Annotated in this window: 12 protein-coding genes; 4 read left to right on the top strand and 8 right to left on the bottom strand. The window is 38.5% G+C overall.

From position 1 onward, the window contains the following. Positions 1-39: 39 nt before the first annotated feature. A complete protein-coding gene (gcvP, locus tag EI546_RS08310; RefSeq protein ID WP_128250108.1) occupies positions 40-2,889 on the bottom strand; it encodes an aminomethyl-transferring glycine dehydrogenase in 2,850 nt (949 codons plus the stop codon). Positions 2,890-3,020: 131 nt separating this feature from the next. On the opposite strand from gcvP, the gene EI546_RS08305 reads away from it, so the two are divergent. Continuing rightward, positions 3,021-3,851 (top strand): UbiA prenyltransferase family protein, encoded by an 831-nt coding sequence (locus tag EI546_RS08305; RefSeq protein WP_128250107.1) that lies wholly within the window; start codon positions 3,021-3,023, stop codon positions 3,849-3,851. A gap of 248 nt (positions 3,852-4,099) precedes the next feature. On the opposite strand, the gene EI546_RS08295 is transcribed toward EI546_RS08305, so the two are convergent. Further along, the gene (locus tag EI546_RS08295) at positions 4,100-4,648 is read right to left on the bottom strand and encodes a sigma-70 family RNA polymerase sigma factor (protein ID WP_410198305.1); all 549 of its coding nucleotides are present in this window, start codon (positions 4,646-4,648) and stop codon (positions 4,100-4,102) included. A 161-nt stretch (positions 4,649-4,809) separates the two neighbouring features. Between EI546_RS08295 and EI546_RS08290 the strand changes: the two genes are divergently transcribed. Together EI546_RS08290 and EI546_RS08285 are read left to right on the top strand one after the other, a co-directional pair. Further along, positions 4,810-6,261, top strand: coding sequence for a M20/M25/M40 family metallo-hydrolase (locus EI546_RS08290; protein WP_128250104.1), 1,452 nt, complete (start codon positions 4,810-4,812; stop codon positions 6,259-6,261). A 352-nt stretch (positions 6,262-6,613) separates the two neighbouring features. Next, positions 6,614-7,609 (top strand): hypothetical protein, encoded by a 996-nt coding sequence (locus EI546_RS08285; RefSeq protein ID WP_128250103.1) that lies wholly within the window; start codon positions 6,614-6,616, stop codon positions 7,607-7,609. Between the two features lie 78 nt (positions 7,610-7,687). Here EI546_RS08285 and EI546_RS08280 read toward each other — a convergent pair whose 3' ends face one another. The 5 genes from EI546_RS08280 to purK all read right to left on the bottom strand — a co-directional run bounded on the left by EI546_RS08280 (position 7,688) and on the right by purK (position 13,666). Then, positions 7,688-9,754, bottom strand: a complete 2,067-nt coding sequence (locus EI546_RS08280) for a M3 family metallopeptidase (RefSeq protein ID WP_128250102.1) — start codon at positions 9,752-9,754, stop codon at positions 7,688-7,690. A gap of 1 nt (position 9,755) precedes the next feature. Continuing rightward, a complete protein-coding gene (locus EI546_RS08275; protein ID WP_164905204.1) occupies positions 9,756-11,249 on the bottom strand; it encodes a carboxypeptidase-like regulatory domain-containing protein in 1,494 nt (497 codons plus the stop codon). A gap of 205 nt (positions 11,250-11,454) precedes the next feature. Next, positions 11,455-11,946, bottom strand: a complete 492-nt coding sequence (gene purE / locus EI546_RS08270) for a 5-(carboxyamino)imidazole ribonucleotide mutase (RefSeq protein WP_128250100.1) — start codon at positions 11,944-11,946, stop codon at positions 11,455-11,457. A gap of 233 nt (positions 11,947-12,179) precedes the next feature. Continuing rightward, positions 12,180-12,416 (bottom strand): hypothetical protein, encoded by a 237-nt coding sequence (locus EI546_RS08265; protein WP_128250099.1) that lies wholly within the window; start codon positions 12,414-12,416, stop codon positions 12,180-12,182. A gap of 95 nt (positions 12,417-12,511) precedes the next feature. After that, on the bottom strand, positions 12,512-13,666 hold the full coding sequence (gene purK / locus EI546_RS08260; protein ID WP_128250098.1) for a 5-(carboxyamino)imidazole ribonucleotide synthase: 1,155 nt from the start codon (positions 13,664-13,666) through the stop codon (positions 12,512-12,514). 317 nt (positions 13,667-13,983) lie between these two features. Between purK and EI546_RS08255 the strand changes: the two genes are divergently transcribed. Then, positions 13,984-14,733, top strand: a complete 750-nt coding sequence (locus EI546_RS08255; RefSeq protein WP_128250097.1) for a hypothetical protein — start codon at positions 13,984-13,986, stop codon at positions 14,731-14,733. 92 nt (positions 14,734-14,825) lie between these two features. On the opposite strand, the gene ypfJ is transcribed toward EI546_RS08255, so the two are convergent. Next, a complete protein-coding gene (ypfJ, locus tag EI546_RS08250; protein WP_128250096.1) occupies positions 14,826-15,677 on the bottom strand; it encodes a KPN_02809 family neutral zinc metallopeptidase in 852 nt (283 codons plus the stop codon). Positions 15,678-15,870: the final 193 nt, after the last annotated feature.

The following is a 15,870-nucleotide window of genomic DNA, read 5'->3' as shown; positions in this document are numbered from 1 at the left end:
CATATTTCTCATTCTAAGCTCTAGCCTCTAACCTCTAAATTAAGCTTCCATGTAACTTTCAATTGGATCACAAGTACAGATCAAGTTTCTATCACCAAACGCGTCATCAATTCTTCGCACGGAAGGCCAGAATTTGTTTTCTGACAAGTAATCCATGGGGAATGCTGCTTCTTTTCGAGTATAAGGGAAATCCCAGTTATCTGCAGTTAGCAATTGTAGCGTATGTGGTGAGTTTTTCAAAACATTGTTCGGATTGTCCTTCTCAACAGATTCAATTTCACGCCGAATAGAAATCATCGCATCGCAAAACTGGTCGAGAGATACTTTGCTTTCGCTTTCTGTGGGTTCTATCATTAGCGTTCCTGCAATAGGGAAAGAAACGGTTGGAGCGTGGAAACCATAGTCGATCAAACGCTTGGCAATATCGGTAACCTCAATTCCCTTTTCCTTAAATGGACGGCAATCTACTATCATTTCGTGGGCAGCACGGCCGCGCTCACCAGCGTAAAGAACCTCGTAATGGCCATTTAATCTTTCCTTTATGTAATTGGCATTTAGAATAGCGTACTGGGTAGCTTTTTTCAGGCCGTTCACACCCAGCATGCAGATATATGCATAACTGATTAAGCAAACTAATGAGCTGCCAAATGGGGCCGCTGAAATTGCCGAAATTGCCTCCTCACCTCCTGTTTTGATTATAGGATTGGAAGGTAGGAATGGGGCTAGTTGCTTAGCGACACAAATAGGTCCAACACCGGGCCCTCCACCTCCGTGAGGAATTGCAAAGGTTTTATGCAGGTTTAAGTGACAAACGTCCGCACCAATAGCACCGGGATTTGTCAATCCTACTTGAGCATTCATATTTGCGCCGTCCATATAAACTTGACCACCATTTTCGTGGATGATGCCAGTTATCTCACGGATCGCCGATTCATAAACTCCATGTGTAGATGGATAAGTAACCATTAGACAGGCTAAATTGTCCTTATATTTTACCGCTTTCTCTCGAAGGTCTTCAACATCTATATTTCCCTCATCCGTAGATTTGGTTACAACTACTTTCATACCGGCCATTACTGCGCTCGCAGGATTTGTACCGTGGGCAGAAGATGGGATAAGGCAAATATTTCTATGGGTGTCCCCTCGGCTTTCGTGATAGGCCCGGATTACCATTAAACCCGCAAATTCACCTTGTGCTCCACTGTTTGGCTGTAGGGAAGTAGCTGCGAATCCCGTGATTTCGGTAAGTTGTTTTTCTAGTTTTTTCAATACAAATTGATAGCCTTCGGCCTGTTCAACCGGTACGAAGGGATGCATATTCCCCCACATTGGATCACTTAACGGCAGCATTTCTGCGGCAGCATTTAATTTCATTGTACAGGAACCCAATGCAATCATTGAGTGGGTAAGGGAAAGATCTCTGCGCTCCAATTTTTTAATATAGCGCATCATATCAGTTTCGCTGTGATAGGAATTAAATACGTCCTGTTGAAGAAATTCTGTTTTTCTTGCAACTTCTTCAGGGATTTTATTTCCTATCTCCAATTCAGTTATTTTTTGAGAGTCTTTTTTAACCGCTTCGGAAAAAATTGAAAGTATTTTGTTAAGGTCTTTTATGGTTGTTGTTTCGTTAATAGAAATAGAAACAGTTGCATTATCGGGATAATAGAAATTTACCTCTTTCGCTTCGGCCAGGAATTTAATTTTGGTAGCATCGGTCTTAATTGCAATTGTATCGAAAAAGGTTTCGTTTATTTGCTCAAATCCTAATTTCTCTAAATTGCTGGCAAGAGTGACCGCGGTGTTGTGCACTTTTTGGGCGATGTACTTTAAACCTTCTGGTCCGTGGTAAACGGTGTACATTCCTGCCATAACCGCGAGAAGAACCTGTGCCGTACAAATGTTGGATGTTGCCTTGTCTCTTTTTATATGCTGTTCTCTTGTCTGAAGCGCCATACGCAAGGCACGGTTGCCATCTGCGTCTTTGCTTACCCCAATAATGCGTCCAGGAATATTTCTTTTGTATTCTTCTTTCGTAGCAAAATAGGCGGCATGAGGTCCTCCATATCCTAACGGAATTCCAAATCGTTGGGTTGTTCCTACAACTACATCCACTCCAAAATTTCCAGGAGATTCCAACATTACCAAACTCAAAATATCCGCTGCAACGGCTACTTTTATTTGCGCGTCATTGGCTTTTTGGATAAAATCTTTATAGTTATGCACCTTTCCGGTACGTCCAGGATATTGAAGAATAGCGCCGAAGAAATCCTCGGCAAAATCAAATTCTTCGTGATTGCCTACCACAAGTTCAATACCTATCGGTTCTGAGCGCGTTTGTAGAAGTGCAAGAGTTTGAGGAAGAATTTCTTCTGAAACAAAGAATTTTGAAGCATTCTGTTGCTTCTTTTCTTTTTCGCGAACGGCGAAGAGCAATGACATGGCTTCTGCAGCAGCAGTAGACTCGTCCAATAGAGATGCATTGGCAAGCTCCATTCCGGTAAGATCCGTAATTGCAGTTTGGAAATTCAATAAGGCTTCCAATCTCCCTTGGGCAATCTCTGCCTGATAAGGAGTGTACGCAGTGTACCATCCTGGATTTTCAAGGACGTTCCGCTGAATTACAGGCGGCATAATAGCCTCGTTATAGCCTAAGCCTATGTAGGTTTTAAATATTTTATTTTTGGAGGATAGCTCAGTTATATGTTCCAAATATTCTTGTTCGCTCATAGCAACATCAAGATCGAGCGCTTTTTTTATCAAGATATCATCAGGAACGGTTTCATACATCAATTGATCAAGAGAACTGGCACCAACGGTCTCCAGCATTTGGGGAAGGTCACTTTCTCGGGGACCGATATGCCTTAAAGCAAAGATATCTGTATTCATCAAATTAGGATTGAAATTAAGGTCGCAAATTTACAATTTTTAACCCGTAATTAGTAATGTTTGGAGGGTTGAAAAACATTTTTTATAAACTATTTGGTTCGCGTATTTGTCCTTTGATTATTTTTGGTCTGATGAAGCTTTTACGACACCTTTTTGCGTTCTACATTAATAGTAGTATCCATGTGGCGCTGGCCGTTGTCGCCCTTACATTTATTACAGTTTTAGAATATGGAATCACAATTTCAACGCAGTTGTTGATGTTCATATTTTTTGGAGCAATAACTGGTTATAATTTTGTGAAATACGCGAAGATTGCTGGGCTACATCACAGACATTTGGCGCATTCGTTAAAAGCTATCCAGATATTCTCTGCCATTTGTTTCCTTATTCTTCTTTTTGCTGCTTTTCATCTTCCTTTGAAGCTATTGTTAATTGCCGGTTGCTTTGGTGTTCCCACCTTTTTTTATGCCGTGCCGTTAATTCGGCATAAAAACTTGCGCAGTCTTACGGGAATAAAAATTTTTATTGTGGCATTTGTTTGGGGCGGAATTACGGTAATTGTTCCTATAACTGCGGCTGGAGCGGACATTTCAGGAGATGTTTTGCTCACGTTTTTTCAAAGAATGACTATTGTCGTTGCCCTCATGATTCCTTTTGAAATTCGTGATGTCCCTTACGATGCGCTCAATTTGAAAACACTTCCACAACAGATAGGGGTATGGGGTACGAAAATGTTGGGGGAAGGAATTTTGTTAATCTGTTTGGTTTTCGAATTTTTAAAAGAAAACACCGATTTAGCTTATTTATCCAGTCTTTTTGTTTTTTCGGTGATTTTGGGAGGGCTGTTGATAATTTCAAAACCTTATCAAAGTCGTTACTTCGCATCATTTTGGATAGAAGGTACTCCCATTCTTTGGTGGATTCTATACGTGTTATTGAAAAATACTCAGGTTTTAGGATAACTCTGCATTTCCTTGTTTATCTGGGCTTTTAAAAATTTTTTCTGCTGAACGGGAAACGTTTTTATATGTGCCGTTTTTATCGACTTGGTCAATTTACAGTTGTTTTCAGAATAATTTCTACAACATTTACAGTGTAATAAATGCAACTTCAGTTTGATGTTTTCAAGGATACTAGCTTCCTTATATTGACTTTTGTCGCAAACTTTGGCAGTCTCGCTGCATTTAAAAAGAAACATCATAATTTATAATTATTTAAGCCAATTTTTTTCCAAGCATTCCATCAAGGACTTGCGCGCCCTATGGATGGTAACCCAGAGATTAGACGGTGTAATATTGAATTCTTTACAAACAACGTCGGTATCAAAGCCATCAATTGTTTTCATAGTAAAAATTTCTGCCTGTCTGTCTGGTAAATTTCCCATGCAATCCAAAATTGCCAAACGGAGTTCTTCATTTTCCATTAAATCCTCGGCAGTCCTGTCAAATGGGTCCGAAGCATTTTCCTCTAACCAGTCTCCTTCAGAATCAGGGTCTTTGTAAGAAATATGCATTTCTGCCTGTCCTTTTGCAGAATTGCTTTTTCGATAGTGATCTATTATTTTCCGTTTAAGGATGGAAATAAGCCACGTCCGCTCGGTTGCTTGTCCTTTAAAGTTTTTTTTTGCTTTAAGTCCCGCTAAAAAAGTTTCTGATATAAGGTCTTGGGCTACGATAGGATCGTTCACCCTTACAATGGTATAATTGTAAAGATAATCCGCATATTTATCCACCCATTTTTCGGGATTGAGAGTTTCCAAATTCAAAATTGTTTAAAGCTCTTCTCAAAAATAAGGAAGTTTAAACGACATTTCACAAATTATCCAAAGGATTTGAATATCAAGAATAAAACATTAAACTAATGACAGAAACTTCGTCATAAGTTTTATTTTTACAGAAACAATGTTTTAAAATCATTAAAATGAAAAAAATTATTTTTGGAATATTCTTCAGCTTAATGCTGCCAACTTTGGTTATGGCGCAGAATGGTACATCTATTTACGCGACAATGGATGCCGCTGATGCCGTAATCTTTCAAAATCTTTATCCGGAGGCCGTTGAAATTTTGGCAACACATGATTCTGAAGCCGCTGTGTTGTTGTCTGAGGAAGTATTGCATAAAATCCATGATAATGTACGCACCCATGGACCTGGATATATCTTCCAGGCTTCAAAGGAAAAGGCTCTTGCAGCACTGAATGTAGTGGCGGGCAGAACTGCAGAAATGGATTATTCCATTACTGAGGATGCTTTGGTAAATGAGTGCTTAGATCTTGTAGATGGCATAAATATAGAAAATGATATTTTAGCTCTTCAGAGCTATGGGACGCGGTACCATACCAAACCACAGGCTGTCCAGGCAGTGCTCGATCAACAAGCAAAGTGGGATGCCATGATCGTTGCCGCGGGCAGAACGGATATGCACACACGTATTTTTGAACACGTGAATACGCCAATGCCTTCCGTGATTTTAACAATTGATGGTGCAAACAACCCCGATGAATTTGTAATTATTGGAGGTCATATCGATTCCACCTCTTGGGACAAAAATGACGCACCCGGTGCCGATGATAACGCTTCAGGAATTGCCTCCCTTAATGAAATGGTGCGGGTCCTTCTGGAAAAAGAATTTGTTCCAAATAGAACCATCGAAGTAATGGCGTATGCTGCAGAGGAAATTGGCTTGGTAGGATCTAAGGAAATTGCCGCAGAATATGCAAGTAATGGGGTGAATGTTCTGGCGTATGTGCAATTTGATATGACGGGATACAAAGGTTCTTCCAGTGATATTTATATTACCACGGACTCATATAATAGTTCAGGATTAAGCGGTTTTCTCACAGATTTGATGGATCATTATAATGCCACCAATGCCAATGCGGACCATAATTTTACCTATAACTATACCCAGTGTGGTTATGCTTGTTCAGATCACGCAAGTTGGGCGCAGAATGGGTATGAAACAGCTTTTCCATTTGAAGCCGCAATGGGTCAGGATAATCCAAATATCCATAGTCCAAGTGATGTGTATTCTTTTTTTAACACTCCAAACCACGCCGTGAAATTTACCAAGCTAGGCCTGGAATTTCTTATTGAAGCTGCCAAACCCGAAGCTCTGGGAATAAATGATTATTCAGTAGACGCAATGAGTTTTTTCGTCAAGGACAAAACTTTAAATTATCGGCTGAAAAATACGGGATCAATGGTTAGCGAGGTTGCTATTTATAATATAATGGGCCAATGCATATTTTCTTCACGTCTGAAAAGTAAAGATGGCAATATGGATCTCAACCAATTTAGTGGTGGATTCTACATTGTAAAATTTACCTTAGAAAACAATCATATCTTGACCAAGAAGTTTATTCTAAACTAAACCATCGGCTTGTTAATTTAATATTTTTCTACATTAATTATCTATTTAGTCATCTATTGCGAAAATTTTGAAACCGGTCTTTTTTTGACATCTTTCTTGCTTCAAATTGAACGTTATTCACGCTTTTAAAATTAGATTTATTTTTTAGACTTCATAGTTAGTATTACTTAAGAACAGTAGACTTAGCGTGAGGTGAACAAAATATTTTTATGCAGCCATAAAAAAAATAATGCCTCGAAATAATGGGAATCACAACTTTTTTCTACCTTTAATTAGTTGTAACTATTTTATTAACTATAATTCAAAACAAATGAAAAACAGGAGTGGAATTTTTTTCCAACTAGGTAAAATTATGTTGATCCTTTTATTCGTCGGAGGTCTTGTGGCTTCGTGTAGCAAAGACAAAGATGAAGAAGACGAAACCGTCAACCGTGCTGATTTTGAAAAAGCATATTTTGGTATTGCAAATGGTGATTTTCAGGGAAAATCCTTGCCGGGAAGTAATTCAGAATCCTTGGAGATTTTAGGTATTACCGGAAATCCAACAATTTTGGCAGGAGGAAGTAACATTATACATCTTTCTGCGAGCGACGGCGCTACGGAGGCAATTGTTGGGGTGAAAGATCAGAAAGGGTATTACACAGTTCCCATCACTGCCGACCGAAATGGTGCTAATAGAGGGATAATGTCTTTGATGGATATCCGACTTATTATCGGGCAGCAAGTTGCGGACAATTTTACGATTAGATTTGCGGTGAGCGATGGCCAAGGTAATTTTAGTGAATACCAAGATCTGGTCGTTAATCTGTTGGAGGCTGGTACAGGCTTGCTGCAGGTCAACCTTGTTTGGGATCAGCTTAACGACGTGGATCTGCATTTGATAGAGCCAGATAGTACTGAAATCTATTTTGGCAATACGGTTTCAACTAGTGGAGGACAATTAGACGTCGATAGTAATCCTGCTTGCGAAATTGATGGAATTAACAACGAGAATATTTATTATGAAGATGATCCATCGGTTACAATTCCTTATGGAGAATATCAAGTCTTAGTTGATTTATATGCCAATTGCGATATAGCTCCAAATACTAATTATACCATTGTAGTGCATTATGGAGGAGAGCTCATTGCAACCACAGAAGGTGTCAATCCATCAGAGGGAGTTTTGACTCCCGCAGATGAAAGTGGAAATACCAATTTAATTCCGGTTATGAAATTTGAGATCAATGGTCCGCCATCACCTCGAGCTTCTACGAATAATCCGAATACTCTCAACTTACCTAAATTGTATAAATTTAGCTTTGATAAAAATAATAAGGTTTTCAAAAACTTTAGTCCTAAGAAGTAATTTGCATGTTTTCTTAAAGTTAAAAACCGTCTTCCGAGACGGTTTTTTGCTTCAATATTTGACTGTTCTTCAGTTATTTTATAGCAATCCCGCTCTTTTCAAAAGTGCCTCTGGATCGGGTTTCTGGCCGCGGAATTTAATGTAAAGTTCCATCGGGTCCTGGGTTCCTCCTTGCGACAGCACGAAATTTTTAAATTTGTCCGCGATCTCTTTGTTGAAAAGACCTTTTTCCTGAAAATACGCAAAAGCATCGGCATCCAGAACTTCCGCCCATTTATAGCTGTAATAACCTGATGAATATCCGCCCTGGAAAATATGGGAAAACGAGGTGCTCATACAATTTTCCAATACATCCGGATACAATTGTGTATCGGCAAATGTAGCTACCTCGAAATCTTTAACATTTACTCCTGCACCAAGGTCCCTGAGCATTTCGACTTCGCTCAATGTAAACTCAGTCGAAGGGCCGTGCCAAGCCATATCCAATAATCCAAAACTGAGTTGGCGCAGAGTAGCCATTCCCTCCAGAAAAGTGGCTGATTCTTTAATTTTCTCAACATATTCCATGGGGATTGGTTCTCCCGTTTTATAATGGGTCGCAAAAAGTTCCAAGGTTTCTTTTTCATAGCACCAATTCTCCAAAATTTGACTGGGCAATTCCACAAAATCCCAATAGACGCTTGTGCCCGATAAACTAGGGTAGTTGGTGTTTGCCAACATTCCGTGAAGTGCGTGACCGAATTCATGAAACAAGGTGGTTACCTCATTAAATGTCAACAGGGATGGTTTCGCATTTGCACCTTGAACTGGCTTTGTAAAATTGCAGACAATTGAAATATGAGGGCGATCGTTTATTCCATCTTTAATCTGTTGCGGTTTATAGGAAGTCATCCAAGCTCCATTCCTTTTACCAGCACGTGGATGGAAGTCGGCGTAAAAGATGGCAACCAATTCATTTTTTCCATCCTTTACCTCATATGTTTTTACGTCAGGATGGTATTTGTCGATATTTTGAACTTCCTCAAAATGTAAATCGTATAACTTTTCTGCTACTGTGAAAACACCTTTTATTACCTGTTTTAATTCGAAATAAGGTTTTAATTTTTCATCATCTAGGTTGAAACGTTCCTGCTTTAATTTTTCAGAATAATACGCACCATCCCATTTTTCCAGACGATCAATTCCATCTAACTTTTCGGCGAAATTGGTTAGTTCTTCAAATTCCTTTTCCGCAGCAGGTTTGGCTTTCTCTAGCAATTCCTTTAAGAACGATTTTACTTTTTCGGGAGTTTCTGCCATACGTTCTTCCAAGACGAAATCCGCGTGACTTTTATAGCCTAATAATTTGGCCCGGTCATATCTCAGTTTAGCAATCTGGAGAACATTTTTCTGGTTGTCCAGTTCATCATTATGAAATCCTTTGGCTGCAAAGGCTATTGCCATCTTTTTGCGAAGTTCCCGATTGTCGGCATAGGTGATAAATGGAACATAACTAGGATGGTCCAAGGTGAAAATCCATCCCTCTTTTCCTTTTTCTTCCGCTGTTTGGGCCGCAGCTTCAATTACGCCTTCGGGCAGTCCGGATAAATCTTCTTTATTTGTGAGATGAAGTTCGAATTTGTTGGTTTCGGCCAGCACATTTTCTCCGAACGTAAGTTTTAACTTAGAAAGTTCCGCATCTATTTTTCGCAATTCCTTTTTCTTTTCTTCGGAAAGATTGGCGCCATTTCTAGAAAACGATTTGTATTTTTTCTCCAGCAACATTTGTTGTTCTTCTGAAAGATTTAGGGATTCTCTTTGCTCATAAACCGATTTTATTCTTTGGAACAGTTTTTCATTCAGCAAAATATCATTGCTGAATTCGGTGAGCATCGGTGAGATTTCTTGTGCTATCTTTTGGATTTCCTCATTGGTTTCAGCACTATTTAAATTGAAGAAAATACTGGTTGCCCTATCCAATTTTTCACCGGTAAATTCTAATGCTTCCACCGTATTTTCAAAGGAAGGTTTTTCAGAATTTGAAGTAATTTTATCTATTTCTACTTTTGTATCCGCTATCAATTGACTGATGGCGGGAAGAAAATGTTTGTTTTCTATTTTGGAAAAGGGTGCGGTATTGAAGGATTCTAATAAGGGATTGTTCATTTTAATTTTCAAAATCTTTAATTGCTTGATTCGGCGATATAATGGTGTACGGACTCCAAATAGTAGGGTCGTATTTTTCAATGGTCTGCACCGAAGTTTTCGTTTTTTGGTTTATTTTATTGAAATCGGCTATTGATAGGGGTTGGGAATCAATAACCAAAATTTCATTCTCTGTTTTATTGATACCTTCCGATAAGATATCCAATTTCAGTTTCATACGATCTTTACGGTCTTTATTGTTTTCAATAAAAGTGAACGATCGGTTTAAGTAAATATATTGCTCAATGTTGGTCTTGAGATATTTTAGGGAATACGTGCTATTTTCGTTTCTGTTGAAAATTACCAAAACATCTCGACTTAATTCTTCATATTTGATTCCCAGTAGAAGTTTGAGATTTATTTTATTACCTCTTTTTCCATCTGCCAATTTATATTTAGCTTTTAAAACCGCATACGTATCAGCCGAAATATACACCTCTCCACTGTAATTTGCGGATCCTTTATTAGGTTCAAAATAAAGAACATAGACCAATTCGTCATTATAGCTAAAGACTTTGTCAATTGTAAAATTATATTTTTTATAATCGGTGATAAAACTGAAATCTGAATTCTTGCCAAAACCGAAATCGCTTAAATGGTTAGAAAACTCCCTGTTTTTATCCTTAATATTTAAAGTATCAGCTTTTTTAGATGCATTAAATGTCCTTTTCAAATCCACAGAATCGCTGATGGGAATAATTCCACTGCGAAGTTTAAAGGAATTACTACCCTCCAGCTTTGCTCCTATAGTGGCAAAGGCCTTGTTCTGTAAGTTGTCTGTGGAGGTGTTTCTTTCAAGATTGATAAGCTTTGTTCCTTTTTTGATATCCAGTTTTAAAGAATCCTTCTCGTTTTTATAGATTTCAAAATAAGTGTCATAATAGATATTGGAGCTTTTTCCTTTCGAGTATTGAATGAGCAAGGCAAGTTCTGAATTTACGTCTTTTACAATCTTTTTATTCACAAAATCCGCTTTCTTAATGACAAAGTCAGAGTTTTCTGTTTTGTAGTTTTCCTTAGTTCGCTGAAATACACTGAACTTTTCCTTCTGTTTTGGATAGTTTTTGGACAGGTTTTCTTGAACTTTTCCCATAATGGTCATGGGGTCTAAATTCCTGTCAATCAGATATATTTCAGAAAGTGTGTTGATATCAGGAACCAGAAAAACCTTTTGGTCCGTAAAATCTTTTATCGCCACAGCACGTCTCTTATAGCCTAAAAAAGTAAATACCAAGGAATCATTGGGCGAAAAACGGGAAGTTCCAATTTCGAAATTTCCTTCGTTATTGGTTATAACTCCGTAGGAATCTCCGATTTGAACGGCTGCAAAAGCTACGGTTTCATTAGTTTCTCCATCCAACACCGTCCCTGAAATTGATTGCGCGAAACCTGAAATAGAAAGGATAAAAATAACAAGAAACAGCTGAAATTTCGAAAGATTGAAGCGTTTTTCCAAGATTATGATTGTTTTTTAGTTAGAAAGATTTTGAGGACATCCAAATTATTTATTTTTTTACCGACTACCGACTACCGACTACCGACTACCGACTACCTACTACCGACTACCGACTACCGACTACCGACTACCGACTACCGACTACGGATTACTTACCACTCACCACTCACCACTAAATCAAATCGCTGTGAATTACTGCTCAATGCTACTGTTTACTGCGTACTTTTTCAGCTCCTTCCTCTACTGTCTTTTTCAGACTCTCTTTGTAGGCAATAATTTTATTCAAAACTTCCTTATCCGAAGCTCCGATAATTTGCGCCGCAAGGATACCTGCGTTTTTGGCGCCGTTCAGCGCAACGGTAGCCACGGGAACGCCGCCAGGCATTTGAAGTATGGAGAGTACACTGTCCCAGCCATCAATTGAATTGCTCGATTTTACTGGTACCCCAATTACCGGTAGGGGAGAAAGTGAGGCAACCATTCCGGGCAAATGTGCCGCGCCTCCAGCTCCAGCGATAATTACCGAAATTCCGCGTTTATGGGCATTTTTACCAAAATCAAAAAGTTTTTCAGGAGTGCGATGAGCGGAAACGATATCCACTTCCACATCAATGGTGAATTCTTTTAAAACATCTATCGCATCCTGCATTACTGGCAGGTCGCTGGTGCTTCCCATTATTATTGCTACTTTGCTCATAAATTCCAAACCTTTAAATTCCAAAATCCAAATTCCAAATTGGGACTTTTATTTTTATTTTTTCGAGTTCATTAAGTTGATGACAACATTTATCATCATTTCCTTTTCCGCAGGATTACTTTCTGCAATCATCAAAGTTAAGGCAACGAGTGTATTGTTTGTTATCTTTTTAAAACCATTTGGACTTTACCCGATAGCCTACAGAGATAATAATATGTTTTTATGAAGTTCCATTAATATACGAACTGCTTAGGATTTCCCATTAGTTGCTTTTTTTCAGAAAAATCCTGAATTTCAATAATTAGAACTGTGGCATTTTTTGCGATAACTGAATTTCTTTCAAGCTCTCCGACTTTAAAAACATTCTTGATATGTCTTGAAATCACAGATTTATCCTTGTCGAATAATTCAGAAATTTGATTTAAGGAAAGCCAACCGGTTTCTTTTTCAAATTTTACTTGAACGTCCATAAGGATATCATCGGTCTTATAAATAATTATAATGGACTTGTTTTAACTGATAATTATATTTTTTAAGTTGTTGCATAATTTGCTACATCTCAATTTTACTTCGCAACAACCTCAATCGTCTTTTTAACTTCCTCCGCAATGCTCCGTGCTGTATTCAGATTTTTGTTCACGATGGTAACGTGGCCCATCTTCCTAAAAGGACGGGTTTCTTTTTTGCCGTAGATGTGCGGGGTTACCCCTTCCATAGCGAGAATTTTTTCGATGTTCTTATAGCGGACATCTCCCGTATGTCCTTCGGCACCTACTAGGTTTACCATAACCCCGCCAACTTTACTATCGGTATTTCCCAAGGGTAAATCTAAAATTGCGCGAATATGTTGTTCAAATTGGTTGGTGTAGCTGGCTTCAATACTATAGTGGCCGCTGTTGTGGGGTCTTGGGGCAACTTCGTTAACCAGGATTTCATCGTCCTCTGTCTGAAACATTTCAACTGCTAAAAGACCTACATGCTGAAAGGCTTCCGAAACTTTTACCGCCAAATCCCTTGCTTTTTTTGCCACGGCATCATCAATTCTGGCCGGGCAGATTACGTATTCTACCTGATTGGCTTCGGGATGGAATTCCATTTCTACAACTGGATACGTTTTTACTTCACCGGAAGGATTACGGGCCACGATTACGGCCAATTCATTTTTAAATGGAATTAGATTTTCTATGATACAAGCATCTTCCGACAGTGGAATTAAATCTTCCGCCTCACGAATAATGCTAACTCCCTTCCCGTCATAACCGCCGGTACAGCTTTTCCAAACAAAAGGAAATTTTATTTCCTCCCGAAATATAATTTCGTTTAAGTCATTTTTACTGTTGTAAATTTTAAAGGGCGCAGTGGAAATGTTATGATCTTTATAAAACTGTTTTTGGACTCCTTTATCCTGGATGTTTCGCAAAGTTGCCGCACTTGGATATACTTTTTTTCCTTCACTTTCCAGCTTTTCCAAGGCTTCCACGTTAACACCTTCGATCTCAAAGGTCAGTATATCCACATTTTTTCCAAAATTATAAACGGTACCAAAATCCATTAAATCACCTTGTTCAAAATAATCTGTTGCAATTCGGCATGGTGCTTCTGCGCTTGGGTCAAGAACGTGGGTGCGGATATCCCATTTTCTTGTTTCATAGAGCATCATTTTGCCCAATTGACCACCGCCAAGAATGCCGAGGGTGAAGTTGGTGGAGAAGTAGTTCATAGCTTTTTTTAGAATTTTTACAAAGATAGGTATTTCGTTTACTGTGTTTCAAGAATTGGGATATGTTGTATATAAATATTGAAATTATTTGAAGGCAATTTGGATTATCAATTTTCAGGTTTATAAGAATAGATGCAAGGTTAGAAATCAAAATAATTTCCATTCCCAAGGTATCTTCTTTCTTCATATTGCATCTTTTTTGTGGATTTACATTAACTAATCCCTAAGAATAGTTTGTGAATACATTATCATTCAAAAAACAAGATGCAAGTGCTTATGCCGTTATTAGCGTATATAAATTTTAAACCAAACTTGTTATGCGCATTAAAAATTTAAAACTTTCGTTAATTCTTATTGGAATTTCTGGAGCTTTTGTAGCCTGTTCCAAGGACGATGACAAATTAGAAGAGACTCCAAACTACGGCCGTATGAGTATTAATGCGAAAGCATCTTATTCTCCCGAAGCCGGAAAAAATGGAGCCCAGCGTTCTTCATCAGATATTGAGCTCTCCCGATTTTTGGTAAATTTTAAAGAAATTGAATTGGAGTACGACGATATTATCGATGATGGGGATAATATTTATAATGGAGAAGACGAAATTGAATTGAAAGGTCCTTTTGAAGTTGATCTTCTCAGCCCGGTTCCAATTCCATTGGTTGAATTTAGAGTTCCAAACGGAAGGTTGGAAGAGATCGAATTTGAATTTGATAAAAGTTCGAATCCTGATAGCGAAATCTATAATCAGAGTATGAGAATGGATGGAACCATCAACGGAACGCCGTTCGTTTTTTGGCATGATTTTGAAGATGAAATAGAACTGGAATTTGATGATGACAATAATAATTCTGTGATTAATGGAGATTTAAATCACATACTTATCAATTTCGATCTAAATGCGGTTTTTGACCCTGAAACAGGAGTGGATCTATCATTGGCAGCGGATGGCAATGGAAATGGAATCATTGAGATAGGGCCACGAGATGAAGATGGCAACAATGCATTGGCTGAAGCAATAAAGCGCGCAATCAAAAATCAAATTGAACTTCTAGAAGATCATTATGATTAATCCATAATAAACTTTCCAAAATTTATCCCGACTACCTTAATTATGGAAAGTCGGGATTTTTTTGTCTATTTTTTTAGGAGTGAGATGAGATTTTATATCTCCGCAAAAGTATCTCCCTGCCTTATATCGCCGGTTTTATAACCTTTCATAAACCATTTCATCCGCTGTTGGGAGGTTCCGTGAGTAAAAGAATCGGGTCTTACACTTCCTTGGGTTCTTTTCTGAATGGCGTCATCACCCACGGCATTTGCTGCACTCAAGGCTTCTTCGATATCTCCTTCTTCCAAATAATCTTTATTGTAATGAGCCCAAACTCCAGCATAAAAATCGGCCTGAAGTTCCAAAGCAACAGAGAGTCTATTGGCCTCACTTGGGTTTTGTCGTTGTAAACTGGTTACTTTTTGCGAGGTTCCTAGTAAAGTCTGCACGTGGTGTCCTATTTCGTGAGCCGTAACATAGGCAATTGCAAAATCGCCGCCTTTCGCGCCAAATCGATTTTTTAATTCATTAAAAAATGCCAAGTCCATATATAATTTTTGGTCGGCAGGACAATAGAAGGGGCCAGAAGCAGAAGTGGCATTGCCACATCCAGTTCGTACGGCATCCGTAAAGAGAACCATTGTGGGATCTTGATATTGCCCTAGGTTGTTTTCAGCAAAAATCTTTCCCCACACATCTTCTGTGTCAGCAAGAACCGTGGCCATAAAACTTCCCATTTCCTTTTCTTGGGCACTGAGTTCTCTTTGCTCTGTTTGTTGTCCCGATTGGCTATTTCCCAATTGGTCAAGAATTGGGGCCAATTGGTTTCCTGTTTCACCTCCAAAGAACTGTAATGCCAATACTATGAGTGCAATTACGCCACCACCAGCTGCAAATTTTCCCTTAGTACTCATCCCTCTTCGGTCATCGAGGTTTCCACTTTGTCTTCTACCTTTCCATTTCATAGTTTTTTATTTTTAAGTGGAGGCTTGCTCCATTTCTTATTTAATCTCATAAAAATAGACAAATTCAAATTTGGATATGTGAAAGGAATGGTAAATCCTTTTATAATTTGAAAACTTGGCCTTACAAATGAATCAAGAACGCTACACTGCAAGAATCAAGGAGCAAGACAAACTAGGAAGTGCTTCCTTGGTA

It is taken from the genome of Aequorivita sp. H23M31 (genome assembly GCF_004022485.1).
Classification (GTDB): Bacteria; Bacteroidota; Bacteroidia; order Flavobacteriales; family Flavobacteriaceae; genus Aequorivita; species Aequorivita ciconiae.
The sequence above is the reverse complement of the archived record's forward strand: the minus strand, read 5'-3'. Positions and strand labels throughout refer to the sequence as shown.

Bases quoted from the DNA above. Each gene is read 5' to 3' on its own strand.
- EI546_RS08265 (WP_128250099.1), bottom strand. From the start codon at position 12,416: ATGGACGTTCAAGTAAAATTTGAAAAAGAAACCGGTTGGCTTTCCTTA.
- purE (WP_128250100.1), bottom strand. From the start codon at position 11,946: ATGAGCAAAGTAGCAATAATAATGGGAAGCACCAGCGACCTGCCAGTA.
- EI546_RS08290 (WP_128250104.1), top strand. From the start codon at position 4,810: ATGAAAAAAATTATTTTTGGAATATTCTTCAGCTTAATGCTGCCAACT.
- ypfJ (WP_128250096.1), bottom strand. From the start codon at position 15,677: ATGAAATGGAAAGGTAGAAGACAAAGTGGAAACCTCGATGACCGAAGA.
- EI546_RS08255 (WP_128250097.1), top strand. From the start codon at position 13,984: ATGCGCATTAAAAATTTAAAACTTTCGTTAATTCTTATTGGAATTTCT.
- gcvP (WP_128250108.1), bottom strand. From the start codon at position 2,889: ATGAATACAGATATCTTTGCTTTAAGGCATATCGGTCCCCGAGAAAGT.
- EI546_RS08305 (WP_128250107.1), top strand. From the start codon at position 3,021: ATGAAGCTTTTACGACACCTTTTTGCGTTCTACATTAATAGTAGTATC.
- purK (WP_128250098.1), bottom strand. From the start codon at position 13,666: ATGAACTACTTCTCCACCAACTTCACCCTCGGCATTCTTGGCGGTGGT.
- EI546_RS08285 (WP_128250103.1), top strand. From the start codon at position 6,614: ATGTTGATCCTTTTATTCGTCGGAGGTCTTGTGGCTTCGTGTAGCAAA.
- EI546_RS08280 (WP_128250102.1), bottom strand. From the start codon at position 9,754: ATGAACAATCCCTTATTAGAATCCTTCAATACCGCACCCTTTTCCAAA.